Below are 16,951 nucleotides of genomic sequence, written 5' to 3'. Positions count from 1 at the left end.
CTGAAATCAGCGCTCAACAACGCTCATCTGGAGATTCTATGTCAACACAACAGCATCAACATTCCAAACGCTGTGGCACTCGCTGCGCATCCTCTGCGCCTCCCGCAATGGCATTTAAGAAAATCACCCCCATCAAGCCCGCGGGCCCACATCCGGCGAGTTGCTGCAGCGAATCAGCCTCGGTAACCACCACGTCGTGCTGTAACGTAACGCCACCCAGTGAGCACTCACCTACTCAAGACAGCTGCTGTAGTGATGGCAGTGACGGCGGGAGTAGTGATGAGGAAAGCCCCAGCGATTTAGGCGCGGCAGCCCCCGATAGCCAGCGCTACAGCTGGCTGGTCTCCGGTATGGACTGCCCAAGCTGCGCGCGCAAGATTGAAAATGCCGTCAGCGGCCTGCCTCATGTCAACAGTGCAAAAGTGCTGTTTGCTACCGAAAAACTGGTTGTCGATGCCAATGAGGATATTTCTTCACACGTGATAAAAGCCGTCACCGCCGCCGGTTTTACTCTAAAAAAATCAGATCTTCCTCAGGTTGCGCCCTCTCACCTGAAAGAAAATGCCCCGCTTATCGGCCTGATAATCATGATGCTGCTCAGCACCGCGCTGGCACAGTTTGCTCATCCCTGGGGCAACATCGCCTTTATCGTTACAACGCTGGTGGGTCTTTGGCCGGTATTGGTTCAGGCAATTAAACAAACGCGCAGCGGTACGCCGTTTGCCATCGAAACCTTGATGAGCATTGCCGCCATCGGCGCGCTGTTTATTGGCGCAACCGCCGAGGCCGCCATGGTGCTGCTGCTGTTTATGGTCGGTGAAAAGCTTGAGGCCTTTGCCGCCAGCCGCGCGCGCAGTGGCGTAAAAGCCCTGATGGCCTTGATTCCTGAAAGTGCGCAGAAAAAAGTAGCCGGTAAACTGCAAACCGTGCCCGTCGCCAGCCTGCAACAGAACGATATCATTGAAGTCGCCGCCGGTAGCCGCCTGCCGGTGGATGCCGTGCTGATGCAGGCCGTCGCAAGCTTTGATGAAAGCGCATTGACCGGGGAGTCTGTGCCTGTCGAACGCCAGCCGGGTGAGAAAGTGCCCGCTGGAAGCCTGTGCATCGACAGCGTTGCGCAACTGCAGGTCGCTTCGGCCCCGGGGCAAAGCGCCATCGACCGTATTCTGCAATTAATAGAAGAAGCTGAAGAGCGTCGTGCGCCTATAGAACGCTTCCTCGACACCTTCAGTCGTTACTACACGCCGGTCATTATGCTAATGGCGCTGCTGGTCATTATTATCCCGCCGCTGGCCATGGGCCTGCCTTGGGATACGTGGATTTATCGCGGTCTGACGCTGTTGCTGATTGGCTGCCCCTGTGCGCTGGTTATCTCAACGCCTGCCGCCATTACCTCGGGTCTGGCTGCCGCAACGCGTCAGGGTGCGCTAATTAAAGGCGGCGCTGCGCTAGAACAGCTGGCGCTGGTAAACACAATTGCGCTAGATAAAACGGGGACTTTGACTGAGGGCAAACCCGAAGTCACCGACACTGTTTTGCTGGCCGATGTGCCAATAGAGCAAGTGCTGGCGATGGCGGCAGCGGTGGAAGCCGGCTCGCATCATCCACTGGCAAAAGCCATTATTGCCGCCGCCGCAGCTCATCCGCCACTGACTGCCGATCGACGCAAAGCACTGGCCGGCGTTGGAGTTGAGGGCTGGGTGAATGATAAGCACGTGCTGGTCGCGGCGCCTAAGCATCTGCCTAAGAACGCCTTAACGCCTAGCTCGGTCGCGCAAATTTCCGCGCTGGAATCCGTCGGCAAAACAGTTGTCGTCGTGCTTGAAGAACAGCGCGTTCTTGGCCTGCTGGCAATGCAGGACAGACTGCGTGAAGATGCCGTTAGCGCACTGGCAGAGTTGAAAAACCTGGGGATTGAAACGGTGATGCTGACCGGGGATAACCCACTGGCCGCGCGCAGTATTGCTGAAAGGCTAGGCATTGATTTCAAAGCGGGATTACTGCCTGCGGACAAAGTGCAGGCAGTGGCCGAATTAGGTCAGCATCGCGTGACGGCAATGGTTGGCGACGGCATTAACGATGCCCCAGCAATGAAGGCAGCGCGTATTGGCATCGCAATGGGCAGCGGGACTGACGTCGCGTTAGAAACGGCAGACGCCGCACTGACCCACAATCGGTTAAGCGGGCTGGCGCATATGATCCGCCTTTCACGGGCAACGCGCGCTAATATTCGCCAAAATATTACTATTGCCCTTGGTTTGAAGGCTATTTTCCTGGTCACCACGCTGATGGGACTCACTGGCCTGTGGCTGGCCGTATTGGCAGATTCGGGTGCAACCGCGCTGGTGACCGCCAATGCGCTGCGCCTGCTCAGGAAAAAATCATAAAAAAATCAGTTTTGTCGTTCGGCCCCACGTGTAACATGCGCTGACTAACGGCACTGGCGTGATTTAAACGCCGGTGCCTTTTTTCAACAGAAAACGGTAAGGCAGTTGTTCGGTGTCGGACGCCAGCAAAGTATGCTCCATAAAGCGACAGAAGCCGGGAATATCGCGAGTGGTCGCCGGATCGTCAGCAATAATCAACAGCGTTTCGCCGTCGTTCATCTTGCGCACCGCTTTGCGCACCATCATCACCGGCTCTGGGCAACGCAGGCCCTGTGCGTCTAGCTGTTGATCCGCATGGTCAAAGGGGTCGTTCATGTCTGTTCTCTTCATCACCGATAACGTATTGCGCGACAGTTTACCCCGCATTTCCACCGGCGCAAGCTGCCGTTAACCCACTCACGGTGAAACAAGGGGGATAGCATTTTGTTGCGCAAACGGATAGTATGCGCGCCGCGGCGGTAAAATCGCCGTCTTTAGCACGAAATTTAATCTATTGGTCGTTTGTGCCATAGACATTATTGGGTTCCCTCACCCCAACCACTAAAAAGGTCACAATTTATGTACTCCTTTTCTGCTCAACAGCGGTTTTCCGCGTTGATATGGCTTTCGCTATTCCATATCGCCATCATCACCTCCAGCAACTATCTGGTGCAACTGCCTGTCTCCATCTTTGGGTTTACCACCACCTGGGGCGCGTTTACGTTCCCGTTTATTTTTCTGGCCACTGATCTGACGGTACGCATTTTTGGTGCCCCACTGGCTCGCCGCATCATTTTGTCAGTGATGCTGCCGGCATTGGCCATCTCCTACGTTATCTCTGCGCTGTTTTATCAGGGAAGCTGGCAGGGGTTTGCTTCGCTCGGCAGTCTGAACATCATGGTCGCACGCATTGCTACGGCAAGCTTTATGGCTTACGTGCTCGGGCAAATCCTTGATGTGCAGGTATTTAACCGTCTGCGTCAGCGCAACAGCTGGTGGGTAGCCCCTACGGCCGCAATGTTCTTGGGCAATATCAGCGATACGCTGGCGTTCTTCTTTATTGCCTTCTATAAAAGCAGCGACGCTTTTATGGCTCAGCATTGGGTTGAAATTGCACTGGTCGACTACAGTTTCAAATTGCTCATTTGTCTGATTTTCTTCCTGCCGATGTACGGTATGCTGTTGAATGTCCTGCTTAAGCGCCTTGCTCAATCAGGTAAAAGTGATGCTGTGCACTTTAACGACGACACAAAAACCGCCAATATCTAACTTGCTTTTCGGCGTTGAATAGGTTGCCATAAAGGCCGTGAAGTCAATTACCTATACCCGTTACGCTTAGTGACGGGATAGAGTGCGTGAAACTTAAAGGAAGCCCTATGCACAAATTAGCCAAGTTTATGGGAATAACGCTGCTGGTTGCCGGTTTGGCCGCCTGCGATGGCAAAACTGATGATAAAACAGCATCGGCAGACAAGGGCGCAGCGCCAGCAGCCACGGCATCAATGCAGCCAATAAGCCTGCTTGACGGCAAAGTTTCGTTTTCACTGCCCCAAGGCATGAGCGACCAGAGCGGTAAGCTCGGCACGCAGGCTAATAACATGCACGTTTATGCGGATAAAACCGGGCAAAAAGCGGTGATTGTTATTCTGGGCGACTCAACGCCTGACTCACTGGAAACTATTGCCAACCGCTTGGAACAGCAACAGCATGAACGTGACACCAATCTACAGGTGGTGACCAACAAATCTATTCAGGTTAATGGTCAGACGCTGCAACAGTACGACAGCGTGATTAATTCTGCCGGTCAGAAAGCCTACTCATCAATCGTGCTGGCAAAAATCGACAACCAGCTGATGACTATGCAAATTACCCTGCCAGCGGATAACCAACAGCAGGCGCAGACCGACGCAGAGTCCATTATCAACACCTTGAAAGTTCAGTAAGTCATTTAAAATGTATTAAACGCGGAGGGACCTGTCTCTCTCCGCGTCATGTCTTCCTCTCTAGCCTTACCCGCCATTTCGCTCAAAAACGAACACAAATGCGCATTAAATTCCAGATTAAGTCTTAAAACGTGATCTCTCCCCGCCAATTTACCCGCATTAATATTTCAAATTGTTAATAAATCCGGCAAAATCTGCTCGTGATTCATAAATCTGTAACATTAATGTCATAAATCCAATCCATCTTCGTGCCTCGGACTCTAATGACGCTCGTTATGGAACATTTCAATACCCAGGGAATATGCCTCGGAGGCATCCATGCTAAGTATTTTCAAACCTGCTGCTCACATTGCGCCGGTTGACGACACCCATATCGATCCACTATACCGCCGCCTGCGCTGGCAAATATTTATCGGCATCTTCTTCGGCTACGCTGCCTACTACCTGGTGCGCAAGAACTTTGCGTTGGCGATGCCATATCTGGTTGAGCAAGGCTTCTCGCGCGGCGACCTCGGTCTGGCGCTGTCGGGGATTTCCATCGCCTACGGCTTTTCGAAATTTATCATGGGTGCGGTTTCCGACCGTTCAAACCCGCGCGTCTTCTTGCCCGCCGGTCTCATTTTGTCTGGCGCTGTCATGTTGTTTATGGGCTTTGTGCCTTGGGCAACCTCAAGTATCGCCATCATGTTTGTCCTGCTGTTCCTTTGTGGATGGTTCCAGGGCATGGGTTGGCCACCGTGCGGCAGAACTATGGTGCACTGGTGGTCGCAGAAAGAGCGCGGCGGCATCGTTTCCGTTTGGAACTGCGCGCACAATGTGGGCGGCGGCATTCCTCCGCTGCTGTTCCTGCTGGGTATGGCGTGGTTTAACGACTGGCGCGCTGCGCTCTATATGCCAGCCTTTGCCGCCATTGCGCTGGCGGTATTTGCCTTCGTGATGATGCGTGACACCCCGCAGTCCTGCGGACTGCCGCCAATCGAAGAGTACAAAAATGACTATCCGCCGGACTACGACAAGGACTCGGCAGAAAAAGAGTTAACCGCGAAACAGATTTTCATGCAGTACGTTTTGCCGAACAAACTGCTGTGGTACATCGCGCTGGCTAACGTGTTCGTCTACCTGCTGCGCTACGGCATTTTGGACTGGTCACCGACCTATTTGAAAGAGGTAAAACACTTCGCGCTGGATAAGTCTTCATGGACCTATTTCCTCTATGAATATGCTGGAATTCCAGGGACACTGCTGTGCGGCTGGATGTCGGACAAAGTGTTCAAAGGTAATCGCGGGGCGACCGGTGTGTTCTTCATGACGCTGGTCACTATTGCCACTGTGGTCTACTGGCTCAATCCGGTAGGAAACCCGAGCGTTGATATGGCCTGCATGATCACTATCGGTTTCCTGATTTATGGGCCGGTCATGCTGATTGGTCTGCACGCACTTGAACTGGCGCCGAAGAAAGCGGCAGGCACGGCGGCAGGCTTTACCGGTCTATTTGGATATCTGGGCGGGTCGGTCGCGGCAAGTGCCATCGTAGGTTATACCGTAGACAGCTATGGTTGGAACGGCGGCTTTATGCTGATGATTGGCGGCTGCGTGCTGGCCGTGATTCTGCTGCTGATGACCATGTTCAGCGAAAACAAGCACAAGGCGGCGTTAGCAAAACGCGGCTAAGAATTTAAGCAGTAGAAAAACCCACAATGCCCGCCAGTTGCAAAACTGGCGGGCATTTTTCTTTAACAACGGATTAGCGGTCGTTATTCAAATACATTTTTCGAAGATAGTGCGGCACGGCATCATCGGCATTGGAACCAATGATTTCAGCATCCGGCATTGCGGCCTTAAGACGCGGCAGTGAACCACTCATCAGACAGCCCTTACCCGACATATTGAGCATTTCGAGGTCGTTCATGCCATCACCAAACGCGATGCAGTCTTTCAGCGTATAGCCCATCAGCTTGGACACTTCTTCCAGCGCGTGACCTTTTGACACACCGCCGGCCATGACTTCCAGACAGACCGGCAGAGAGAAACTGACATTGACGCGATCGCCCCAGCGCGCGTTGATCGCCTGTTCGAGCGGGATCAGTTTTTCATGATCTTCACAGGTGAAATACACCTTGGCGATGCTGTCGGTTTCCAGCAGGCCCGGCTCATAAAGTTTGTATTTAAAGATAGACTCTTTAAAAAAATCATCCTGATCGCGACGATCGCGGTTCATATACCAGTCATCGTCGCGGTAAACGTTGGTCAAAATATCAGGATCGCCGTGCACGATGCCAAACAATTCTTCGGCGATATCCGGGGCAAGGTTATGGCTGAAGATCAGTTCGCCGTCGGTGTTGTGCACGCGCGCACCGTTCGAGGTAATCATATAGGCGCTGATGCCCAGATTGTCGCGAATTTGCCCAACGTCAATGTGGTGACGGCCGGTGGCGAACACAAAGTGAATATCCCGCTGAGTCAACTGCTGCAGGGTCTCTTTGGCGAAAGGGCTCAGGGTATGATCGGGTGACAGCAGCGTGCCGTCTAAATCGGAAGCAACAACATGATACATAACGTTAGGTTCTAACCTCTGATGGAGTTGTGCGCGGAAAACCGCGGATTAATTTTGTTGCGCAAAGAAGCGCATGATGGCGTCTAGCGCCTGCGCCCGCATAGCGTCCCGCTCGAACAGGATCTCATGCCGTGCGCCTTCAATGACCCGCGGTTTCCCTCCTTCACAGGGATGCCCGGCTATGGCCATGGCCTGACAAAAAGCGGTGTGTGACCGGTTATCGACGACATGGTCTTCACTCGCCTGCAACAAGAGCAACGGTGTCGTAATATTTTTGGCTTCTTCGAGTATCTGCATACCCGCCTGAATGCTTTCCCGCACCCAGTGATAAGTTGGGCCGCCGACGCGTAGCTCGGGGTAGTCGGAGTAAAAGCGCTGGTTGCGTCGATAGCGCTCGCGGCTGTGCGTCAAACGGTTAACCACAAACGGCAGAGGCCGCCAACTGCCAGTGCCCAGCGCGAAGCCGTCACGATAAACAGGGCGGCTCTCGGCCCAGTTTAAAATTTTGCGCGTTAGCCAGTTTGGCATCCGTAAATAAATGCCGGTCATGGGGGCTGAAAGCACCGCAGCGTCAAAATTATTGGGCTCTCGCGCTAGCCATAAAGCCAATATTGCCCCGCCCATCGAGTGGGCCAACGCAAACCTTTTAGCGTACTGACGTGGCGCAATTTCAAGCTGATAAAAAGTAGACAGGTCGGTGACATAGTCGTCAAAATTCTGGACGTGTCCGCGATGTGGGTCTTCGAGCAAACGACCGGATCGCCCCTGCCCTCGGTGGTCAACGATCATGACGTCGTAACCGCAGTGGAAAAGGTCGTACGCCAGCTCTGGGTACTTTACATAGCTTTCAATACGTCCGGTTGACACCAAGATGACTTTATTATGACTGGGCGAGCAGAAGCGCACGTAGCGGATTGGGACGTCATCAACCCCTGTAAATTCGCCTTCTTCCCTGCTGCGCCAGAAGTCCAGCAGCGGCCCGTTGGCAAAAGCAGAAAAACCGTATTCTCGCGTTAACCACCGCTCGTAATTTGCTGACATTGACTGTCCCAGAACTAAAGTGCCGCGTGGAGAAATAAGTTGTTTTCAGGCCGTAGCGCAAATTTTAACAATAGCGTATTGTGCCACAAAAAGAGGCATCTCAATAGATTTCGCGAATCCGATTATTTATTCGGGACCCGCATTCCAAAACTCAATCAGGGATAAGCAATAATGACATTGGACTGGTGGCTAACCTATTTATTAACGACCTCAATTTTGAGTCTGTCGCCGGGCTCTGGCGCAATCAACACCATGAGCACCGGCATTAGCCACGGCTATCGAGGTTCAGTGGCGTCGATTGCCGGACTGCAGCTCGGGCTATCGATTCATATCGTGCTGGTGGGAATTGGCCTCGGCGCATTGGTGTCACAGTCTTTGCTGGCCTTCGAAATTTTGAAATGGTGTGGTGCAGCCTATCTCATCTGGCTGGGTATTTGCCAATGGCGTGCGGCGGGTGCCATTGATATGAACGCGCTGGCCAGCAGCATGCCACGTCGCAGACTGTTCAAGCGTGCAGTGCTGGTCAATCTAACCAATCCGAAGAGCATCGTGTTTCTCGCCGCACTTTTCCCGCAGTTTATTATCCCACACCAGCCACAGGTCGCGCAGTATCTCGTATTGGGCATTACCACGGTGGTGGTCGATATTATTGTGATGATAGGTTATGCCACGCTGGCAAAACGTATTTCAGGCTGGATTAAAGCCCCTAAACAAATGACTCTGCTCAACCGTATTTTTGGTTCACTGTTTATGATGGTGGGCCTGTTGTTGGCCACTGCGCGCAAGATTTAAAACAAAAAAAGGGGCTTGCTTAAGCATGCCCCTTTAATTCGAAAGATTAAGACTTAGCGCGAAATGATCAGGTGTATGCCGATACCGGCAAACAGCACGCCCGCCACGCCGTCAATCCACTTGGCCAAACGCTGATAGCCACGGCGCATAACCGGCAGCGCAAACACGACGGCTACCACGGAGAACCAAGCCAACGTTTCTAAGCTTATCAGTGCAAAAAGACCCCAACGTTCACCGCTGCCGACGCTGTCGCCGACAAACAGCGAGAAGATACTGCCGAAGTAGATAACCGCCTTTGGGTTAGACAGGTTAGTCAGCAGGCCACGCATAAAGGTTTTACCGCGCGCAGGCAGAACAATGGCCGGTGCCTCTGCACCCTTGCCGTCTGCCGCTTTTTTGGCGCGGGCCGACTTCAGCAGCTGCCAGCCCATCCAGCACAGATAAAGGCCGCCGCCCACGGTGATAATTTGATGTAACCACGCCATTTTTTGCAGCAGGAGATGCAGGCCCATTAGCGCCACCGCAGCCCACACCAATACCCCAAGAGTAATGCCGAGCACGCCCATCATCGCCTCTTTACGCGATCGGCTCATTGCCGTTTGCGAAACGAAAAAGAAGTCGGGTCCCGGTGACATTAGCGCCACCAGATGTACGGCTGCGACGGTTAAAAACAGAATTAACATTGCTTACTGCTCCCCTATTGACCGGTGTTTAATAAATTCTTTAATGCCGACAGCTTACTCACTCATCGCCGTTATCAATGTGATCGCGGATCAATGTCATAAACGGACGACCAAATTTTTCGAGTTTCCGCTGGCCCACGCCGGTGATACCCAGAAGCTCGCCTGGGCTAACCGGCAGCTGTTCTGCCATCTCAAGCAGCGTAGTATCATTAAATACCACGTAAGGAGGAACGTTCCCCTCGTCTGCCAATGACTTACGCAGCTTACGCAATTTAGCAAACAGTTTGCGGTCATAGTTGCCGCCGTAGGTTTTCTGCGTGTTACTGCCGCGAATTTTCAGCGTTTGCAGTCGCGGCACCGCCAGCTGCATCGCCATTTCACCGCGCAGCACCGGCCTCGCCGCTTCGGTGAGCTGTAGCGCAGAGTGCATGGCGATATTCTGGGTAATGAGCCCCAGATGAATCAGTTGGCGCACAACGCTTATCCAATGTTCATTACTTTGCTCGCGACCCATGCCGTAAATCGGCAGTTTGTCGTGACCGTATTCGCGAATACGCTGGTTGTTAGCACCGCGCAGAACTTCAACGATATAACCCAAACCAAAGCGCTGGCCGACGCGATAAACGCAGGACAGCGCCTTTTGCGCGTCCATCAACCCATCGTAGCGTTTAGGCGGATCAAGGCAGATATCGCAGTTGCCGCAGGCTTCCTGTTTACCTTCGCCAAAATAGTTCAGTAGCACCAAACGTCGACAGGTTTGCGCTTCGGCAAAAGCCCCCATCGCATTGAGCTTGTGGCGTTCAACGTCCTGCTGAGGACCCGCCGGTTTTTCATCAAGACAGCGGCGCAGCCAAGCCATATCTGCCGGGTCATAGAGCAACAGAGCCTCGGCAGGCAGTCCGTCACGCCCGGCGCGGCCGGTTTCCTGATAATAAGATTCGATATTGCGTGGAATATCAAAATGCACAACAAAACGCACGTTGGGCTTGTTGATGCCCATGCCGAATGCCACGGTAGCGACCACAATTTGCACGTCGTCGCGCTGGAAGGCCTCTTGCACCTGCGAGCGACGTTCGTTTTCAAGCCCGGCGTGATAGGCACCGACGCTGATGCCACGGCTTTGCAAACGGGCGGCGGTGTCTTCTACCTTCGCGCGGCTGCCGCAGTAAATAATGCCGCTTTTACCACGCTGGTCCTGCACAAAGCGCAGCAGCTGGTCGAGAGGTTTAAACTTCTCAACCAAAGTGTAGCGAATATTGGGACGGTCAAAGCTGCTGACCTGCACGAGCGGGTCATTCAGCTCAAGCAGGCGAACGATGTCGTTACGCGTGGCGTCATCGGCGGTTGCCGTCAGGGCAATCACCGGCAACTGCGGATAGCGTAATTTTAGCTGCCCTAACGCGCGGTATTCAGGGCGAAAATCGTGCCCCCACTGCGAAATGCAGTGCGCCTCATCGACGGCAAGCATTGCCGGATTCCACTGCTGCAGTTGCTCGAGAAAATCCCCCATAGTCAAACGTTCAGGGGCGATATAGAGCATTTTAATGCGACCGCTTCGGCATCCGGCCATCACCTCGAGCTGCTGCTCGCGGGTTTGGGTAGAGTTCAGACAACCTGCTTCAACGCCGGCAGCCATAAGCTGATCGACCTGGTCTTTCATCAGGGAGATGAGCGGAGACACCACCAGCGTCAGGCCATCCATCACCAGGGCAGGAATCTGATAACACAACGACTTACCGCCGCCGGTTGGCATCACCACCAGGCAATCTTGCCCGGAGATGGCTGCGTTTATGATCGTTTGCTGACCCGGTCGAAATTGCTGGTAGCCGAAGGTGTCGCGTAACACCTGTTCTGCCAGTAATTCCTTATTTATCACTGCCGCCGTTGACACACTTTTCCCCAAATTTTATGACACTCAAGCGCTTTTTCTTAAGTAACAGGAACATAGCGCCGAGTTATGCTGGTGCCGGTTGGTCGATCACATCATATCGTTGAGTATGATACCAACACCGACGCGAGTCTGCTTGTAGTTGTAGTCAATCAATGACTCACCGTAGCCGCTAAACAGCTGCGTATAGAAGCGCACGTGGCGAGTCAACGGATAGCTCCAGCCCAGCTCGGCACCGCCGTAGCCCGTATTCCAGTTATAACGGCTGGTCACGCTAATCACGCTTTCACCCAACGCATAGCCGATTTTAAGCCGGTAATAACCCATATACTTGGTTATGTCCGGATTATCATCATTACTTTCGCTTTCTGGGATACGGTACCAAGGTTTAAGGTCAACTTGCCAGTTTCCGTTTTGCGCCATATAACGAGCGTAGACACGATTCCAACTGCGCGACGTGGGGTCAGCACGGCCGTTGGACTGGTGGTTGAGGCCGTATTCGGCTTCACGCAGCGTCCACCCCATAAACTCATAGTCCGTCGCCCAGGCGAGGAACAGCTGCGGCTCGTAATTAGTCTCACGAAAAGGCGAAGACTCAGCGCTGTTAGACAGCTGCCAGAACGACTTTTGGGTATAGGATGCGCCCAACACCGAGTTGTCGCCCACAATACCGCGCCAGAGAGGAAACGCCAGACTGAGCTGAAACTCGACTTCATCATTTTTTGCGTTGTCGGCCCAGTTGTAAGACTGAATGGCTTCTTTATTGATGTGGTTGGTGTAGGTATAAAGTATATAGTTTGATTCATAAGGATAAAGCGTAAACGGGTTATCGTGTTGCTGAAGCATATTGGCAATAATGCTGCCACGCACGCTCGGTGTATCATGTACGTCCTGAATCTTAGCTTCATCAGCATAACTGAGTAATGGCACAGCCAACATGACAGCCCCAACGGCCCAAGAATTACGCATCCTTCCTCCACCCCAAAGTGTTCTGCCGACGGTCGGCATAATGGTTATTTGTTGAAACATTTTTACGAAAAAACAGGCCATTCTACACACAAATTCACACGGGGTTAGGATTAGCATGAGTCGCCAAGAAATCAATAATGTTGGCGAATAAAATCAACAATTGATTCACAATAAAGTGCTTTCATCCTCATCCGCTATCAGGAAATTTTCATGTCCGCTACGCCTTTAAGCCACGACGCCGCCCGCCAGTTGATCGGTGAGATTTTTATTTACGACATGCCATTTAATCGCGAGTTGGGATTGGAACTGCGTAAGCTAGACGCAGACATTGCCGAGCTGACGTTCAGTAATCACCCCAAATTGGTCGGCAATGCGGTGCAGAAAATTCTGCACGGCGGCGTGATTGCTTCAGTGCTCGACGTGGCTGCTGGGCTGGTGTGTGTTAATAGCGCGCTTATTCGCCACGATAAACCTGACCACCCGCTGCTTGAACCTGAAATGCGCCAACGGTTATCGAAAATGGGCACCGTTGACCTGCGCGTAGACTATCTGCGTCCGGGTCGCGGGGAGATATTTACCGTAAGCAGCACGCTTATCCGCGCTGGAAACAAAATTTCCGTCGCCCGCGTGGACTTACACAACGAATCCGCCGTTCACATTGCGACCGCAACGGCGACCTATTTAGTTGGCTAGGAATATTACCTAAGCAGGACATTGTCATGGATGCCAAACGTACTCGTCAGGGCGTGATTTTTGCCTTTATTGCCTATTTTATTTGGGGCATTGCGCCCGCCTATTTTAAATTAATCAAGCAAGTCCCCGCCGAGGAAATCCTGACGCATCGGGTTATCTGGTCATTTTTCTTTATGCTGCTGCTCATTTCACTGAGCCGCGGCTGGGGCGGCGTGAGGAAGGTTTTTGCGACGCCGAAAAAAGTTTTCCTGCTGCTGGTCAGCGCAGTACTGGTGGGAGGAAACTGGCTGCTGTTTATCTGGGCCATCAATCACAACCACATTCTCGAGGCCAGTCTGGGATATTTTATCAGCCCGCTGGTTAACGTGATGCTGGGTATGCTGTTTCTCGGCGAGCGCTTTCGCCGTTTGCAGTGGGTGGCTGCTGCGCTGGCTTTCGGTGGCGTTGCAGTGCAGCTGTGGATGTTTGGTTCGCTGCCGATCATTGGCCTGGGGATTTCACTGACCTTCGCATTTTACGGGCTGATGCGCAAAAAAATCGCCGTAGATGCGCCGTCGGGCATGCTGATAGAAACTCTGTGGTTACTGCCTGCCGCCGGAATTTATCTGTTCTTTATCGCCCACAGCACCACCAGTAATTTGACGCAAAACCCGCTGTCGCTGAATCTGGAGCTGGCTGCCGCCGGGGTTATTACCACTGTGCCACTGCTGTTCTTTACCGCCGCCACGTCACGACTCAAATTCTCCACGCTGGGCTTTTTCCAGTACATCGGTCCCACGCTGATGTTTATTCTGGCGGTAGTGTTTTATGGCGAAGAGATTGACCCTTCACAGCTGGTCACTTTTGCCTTCATCTGGGCCGGTTTGGCGTTCTTCATCTACGATGCACTGCGCCACCAACGCCAAATGAAAAACAGGGGCACGATTAAATTAAAAAGCATCAAGGCCGAGAGTTAACCCGCCCGCTGTGCCGGATTTGGTGAGGCGCTGCGTGAAATAAAGCGCGCCATCGCCGGTCCGGTAACGATAATAGTCAGCAGGCGCAGCGTCTGCATCGCCATAATGAACGAAATATCAACGTGACTGCCCGCTGCAATGATGGCCACCGTATCCAGCCCGCCCGGGCTAGTGGCCAGATAGGCGGTCAACATATCGACGTGAAGAATTTTGGTCAGCACCCACGCCATGGCTCCGCAAATCAGCATTAAGCCAATAATCGATGCAATCATCTGTGGCAACGTGCGCAACGCCAGTTTGAAAATTGGACGCGTAAAGCGCAGCCCAACGCTCCAACCGATAAAAGTATAAGCAATCGCCAACAGCCATTCGGGGATCTCGAGCAGCACCGTGCCGGTGGAATGCAAAAAAGCACCGGCCACGGCCGGAATAAGCAGTGCACCTGAGGGAATGCGCAGCTTGGGTGCTAGCCAGACCCCTGTCAATGCCAGCGCGGGCGTGACCAGGAAACGCCAGTCCAGCGGCGGAAACCATACCACGGACGCCGCTGCCGAAGCCGCATCACCGAGGCTCATGCGCGCCACAAAGGCGGCGGCAGTTGCCACGAACAGCACCCGAAGATACTGCATAAATGCCACCAGTCGCACGTCTGCACCGAAATCTCCGGCCATAGCAACCATCGCACTAGCACCGCCGGGCGACGAGCCCCACGCACCGGTAGGTCCCGGTAAATGACTGAATCTCACCAGCAACCAACCTGAGAGTCCGCTGGCCAACAGGGTGAATATCAGCACCATCAGCACAACAAACCAGTCATGGAGCAAGGGAGGCAGGATCGAAGGCGACAGCGCCTGCGCTATCATGCAGCCAATCACGCCTTGAGCAATTTTAAAACACACGCCGGGGATACGCACCGTCGCGCCAAGCAATCCCATCACGACGCCCACGATCATCGGCCCCAAAAGTAGCGCAGCAGGGACCTGTAAATACTGAAAGATAAAACCCAGAATCAGCGACGCTGCGATTAAAAAACCCCACTGGGCGGCGGGAGTCATTCTTTCCATCAACATTAATTGCATCTTCATTAAGACAACATGGGCGATATTTTTAACATATTTCACGGGGGAAGGGGGAGGTAATACGTAAGGAATGTCCCCGGCGAACCGGGGATTCAAATCGTTAAAGCCAGTTTTTTCTTTTGAAATACAGATAGGGCGCCAGACCGGCCAACAGCATCAATACCAGCGCTGCCGGATAGCCAAATGCCAACTTCAGCTCCGGCATAAACTCGAAGTTCATGCCGTAACTTGAGGCCACCAGCGTAGGCGGCAGAAACACTACCGAGACTACCGAGAAGATTTTGATGATGCGGTTCTGCTCAATATTGATAAAGCCCATCGCCGCCTGCATCAAGAAGTTAACCTTCTGGAACAGCGATTCATTGTGCGGCAACAGGGATTCGATGTCGCGCAGCACTTCTCTGGCCTGCTCCAATTGTTCGCCGGGTAAGCGCGCTTTACGCACCAAGAAATTCAGTGCGCGCTGGGTATCCATCAAACACAACCGAACCTTCCAGCCGATATCCTCCAGCTCTGCCAGCGTAGACAGCGCAGCATCATATTCATCACCCTGATGACCTTCCATGATGACGCGGCTGAGCTTTTCCAAATCGCTGTAAATATTTTCGATTTCGTCGGCCAGCTGTTCGATTTTAGTTTCAAACAGGTCGAGCAGCAGTTCGTAGGCGTTGCCGTCGGTCAGTTGCTGATTTCTGGCGCGCATGCGATAGAGACGAAATGCTGGGAGTTCGCGCTCACGCAGCGTAAACAGGCGGCCATCGCGAATGGTGAACGCCACCGTGCTGTTGCCCGCGTGGTCTTCCGCATCTTCATAATAGAAAAAGGAGTGAATATGCAGCCCGTCTTCGTCCTCGAAGAAACGCGCCGATGCCTCGATATCGTCCAGTTCTGGCCGGGTTGCCAGACTTTGCCCCAGCTCGGTCTGAACGCGCTCGCGCTCTGACTCGTCAGGCTCAATCAAATCGACCCACAGAGATTCCGACAGTGAGGTCTCTGATTCATCCAGTTCCAAACGGGATAAGCGGCTGTTATCTAATTTAAAAGCACTCAGCATGTGCCCGTTCTCCCTAGTGGTGACAGGTGTAGACAACGCGTTGAAGCACAAGGGGAAACACTGGGTGAAAGTCACCGACATGTTTCAGACCCGATTCAGGTCTGACTCACAGCGACAATGGGGGTCGCTGACAACCACATTAGCGGGAACTAACATCCGCGCTTTGGCCGTCAGCAATGAGGACGGCCTTAGTGGAAACTGCTAAGCAGATTATTGAGCCAGTATCTACTGGGTGCGTCCAAGGCGAAAATCCTCATTGATAATAGTGCGCGCATGTTACGCCGAGAAGAAAAAGACTGTCAACCGGCAACATGCCTAATTTCGCAACATTTCGGCATGAATTTCAACCACCCATCAACGTGCGAGGTGCTTACCCGCGAGGCATTTTTTGGCTACACTCTGTTGCAGACCTAATCCGACTTTTACTCTTTGACGCACACTTTTCAGGAATAAAAATGATAAAGCAGATCACCCACGAAAACCTGACCCAGCTTGCCACCAAGGCGACTGAATCTCCGCGTTTGCGCACCAACCTCAACCTGCATCCGGACGTTCATGACCCAGTACAAAGACTGGCGGTGACCATGGATAAAGAGAGCTATGTGCGTATTCACCGCCACCCACATACCTGGGAATTATTGAGCACCCTGACCGGCCGTCTTGTTGTATTGACTTACAATTCAGAGGGACAGATTACCGAGCGTTTGGTATTGGGCGAAGAAACCCGCGCACTGGAAATCCCTGCGGGCGTGTGGCACAGCGCCATCGCATTGGATAATGGGTCGACTTTCCTTGAAATCAAACAGGGACCTTATATTCCGGTCCCTGAAGAAGATACCTTTCCGGGCAGCCCGGCAGAAGGCGATGACAAGTCCCAGGCTGTCATGGCGTGGTACCTCACCGCCAAGGTTGGGGACGTAGTAAAGTTTTAAT

Annotated in this window: 16 protein-coding genes; 8 read left to right on the top strand and 8 right to left on the bottom strand. The window is 53.0% G+C overall.

The genetic code is table 11. The features are described from left to right. Positions 1-38: 38 nt before the first annotated feature. Positions 39-2,387 (top strand): zinc/cadmium/mercury/lead-transporting ATPase, encoded by a 2,349-nt coding sequence (locus tag BS639_RS03555; protein ID WP_084982271.1) that lies wholly within the window; start codon positions 39-41, stop codon positions 2,385-2,387. A 63-nt stretch (positions 2,388-2,450) separates the two neighbouring features. On the opposite strand, the gene tusA is transcribed toward BS639_RS03555, so the two are convergent. Further along, positions 2,451-2,702 (bottom strand): sulfurtransferase TusA, encoded by a 252-nt coding sequence (gene tusA, locus BS639_RS03550; RefSeq protein ID WP_055773312.1) that lies wholly within the window; start codon positions 2,700-2,702, stop codon positions 2,451-2,453. Between the two features lie 243 nt (positions 2,703-2,945). Between tusA and BS639_RS03545 the strand changes: the two genes are divergently transcribed. The 3 genes from BS639_RS03545 to glpT all read left to right on the top strand — a co-directional run bounded on the left by BS639_RS03545 (position 2,946) and on the right by glpT (position 5,980). Then, positions 2,946-3,635, top strand: a complete 690-nt coding sequence (locus tag BS639_RS03545; RefSeq protein WP_055773314.1) for a 7-cyano-7-deazaguanine/7-aminomethyl-7-deazaguanine transporter — start codon at positions 2,946-2,948, stop codon at positions 3,633-3,635. 107 nt (positions 3,636-3,742) lie between these two features. Continuing rightward, positions 3,743-4,309, top strand: a complete 567-nt coding sequence (locus BS639_RS03540) for a DcrB family lipoprotein (protein ID WP_055773315.1) — start codon at positions 3,743-3,745, stop codon at positions 4,307-4,309. 318 nt (positions 4,310-4,627) lie between these two features. After that, a complete protein-coding gene (gene glpT, locus BS639_RS03535; RefSeq protein WP_055773317.1) occupies positions 4,628-5,980 on the top strand; it encodes a glycerol-3-phosphate transporter in 1,353 nt (450 codons plus the stop codon). Between the two features lie 73 nt (positions 5,981-6,053). Here the strand turns inward: glpT and yigL are convergent, their stop codons facing one another. Then, positions 6,054-6,863 (bottom strand): sugar/pyridoxal phosphate phosphatase YigL, encoded by an 810-nt coding sequence (gene yigL, locus BS639_RS03530; RefSeq protein WP_055773320.1) that lies wholly within the window; start codon positions 6,861-6,863, stop codon positions 6,054-6,056. A 48-nt stretch (positions 6,864-6,911) separates the two neighbouring features. Then, the gene (gene pldB / locus BS639_RS03525) at positions 6,912-7,904 is read right to left on the bottom strand and encodes a lysophospholipase L2 (protein WP_055773322.1); all 993 of its coding nucleotides are present in this window, start codon (positions 7,902-7,904) and stop codon (positions 6,912-6,914) included. A gap of 171 nt (positions 7,905-8,075) precedes the next feature. On the opposite strand from pldB, the gene rhtB reads away from it, so the two are divergent. Further along, on the top strand, positions 8,076-8,696 hold the full coding sequence (rhtB, locus tag BS639_RS03520; RefSeq protein ID WP_055773324.1) for a homoserine/homoserine lactone efflux protein: 621 nt from the start codon (positions 8,076-8,078) through the stop codon (positions 8,694-8,696). A 53-nt stretch (positions 8,697-8,749) separates the two neighbouring features. Here the strand turns inward: rhtB and rhtC are convergent, their stop codons facing one another. The 3 genes from rhtC to pldA form a co-directional block, all read right to left on the bottom strand. Next, complete coding sequence (gene rhtC, locus BS639_RS03515) at positions 8,750-9,379, bottom strand: threonine export protein RhtC (RefSeq protein WP_084982270.1); 630 nt, start codon at positions 9,377-9,379, stop codon at positions 8,750-8,752. A 58-nt stretch (positions 9,380-9,437) separates the two neighbouring features. Beyond that, positions 9,438-11,270, bottom strand: a complete 1,833-nt coding sequence (gene recQ / locus BS639_RS03510) for an ATP-dependent DNA helicase RecQ (protein WP_055773328.1) — start codon at positions 11,268-11,270, stop codon at positions 9,438-9,440. Positions 11,271-11,357: 87 nt separating this feature from the next. Then, positions 11,358-12,236: a phospholipase A gene (gene pldA / locus BS639_RS03505; protein WP_055773330.1), complete on the bottom strand. Its 879-nt coding sequence runs from the start codon at positions 12,234-12,236 to the stop codon at positions 11,358-11,360. 210 nt (positions 12,237-12,446) lie between these two features. Here pldA and BS639_RS03500 point away from each other — a divergent pair, with 210 nt between their 5' ends. Beyond that, positions 12,447-12,929, top strand: a complete 483-nt coding sequence (locus tag BS639_RS03500; RefSeq protein ID WP_084982269.1) for a thioesterase family protein — start codon at positions 12,447-12,449, stop codon at positions 12,927-12,929. A gap of 26 nt (positions 12,930-12,955) precedes the next feature. Beyond that, the gene (gene rarD, locus BS639_RS03495) at positions 12,956-13,885 is read left to right on the top strand and encodes an EamA family transporter RarD (protein ID WP_055773334.1); all 930 of its coding nucleotides are present in this window, start codon (positions 12,956-12,958) and stop codon (positions 13,883-13,885) included. On the opposite strand, the gene BS639_RS03490 is transcribed toward rarD, so the two are convergent. Both BS639_RS03490 and corA read right to left on the bottom strand, forming a co-directional pair. After that, positions 13,882-14,940, bottom strand: coding sequence for an AbrB family transcriptional regulator (locus BS639_RS03490; RefSeq protein WP_407690298.1), 1,059 nt, complete (start codon positions 14,938-14,940; stop codon positions 13,882-13,884). The two genes, rarD and BS639_RS03490, sit on opposite strands and share 4 nt — an antisense overlap. A gap of 124 nt (positions 14,941-15,064) precedes the next feature. Next, positions 15,065-16,018 (bottom strand): magnesium/cobalt transporter CorA, encoded by a 954-nt coding sequence (corA, locus tag BS639_RS03485; RefSeq protein WP_055773337.1) that lies wholly within the window; start codon positions 16,016-16,018, stop codon positions 15,065-15,067. A gap of 455 nt (positions 16,019-16,473) precedes the next feature. Between corA and BS639_RS03470 the strand changes: the two genes are divergently transcribed. Then, entirely contained in the window at positions 16,474-16,950 is a 477-nt protein-coding gene (locus BS639_RS03470) for a WbuC family cupin fold metalloprotein (RefSeq protein WP_055773341.1), read from the top strand. Position 16,951: the final 1 nt, after the last annotated feature.

The organism is Rouxiella silvae (genome assembly GCF_002093625.1).
In the GTDB taxonomy this organism is placed as follows: domain Bacteria; phylum Pseudomonadota; class Gammaproteobacteria; order Enterobacterales; family Enterobacteriaceae; genus Rouxiella; species Rouxiella silvae.
The sequence above is the reverse complement of the archived record's forward strand: the minus strand, read 5'-3'. Positions and strand labels throughout refer to the sequence as shown.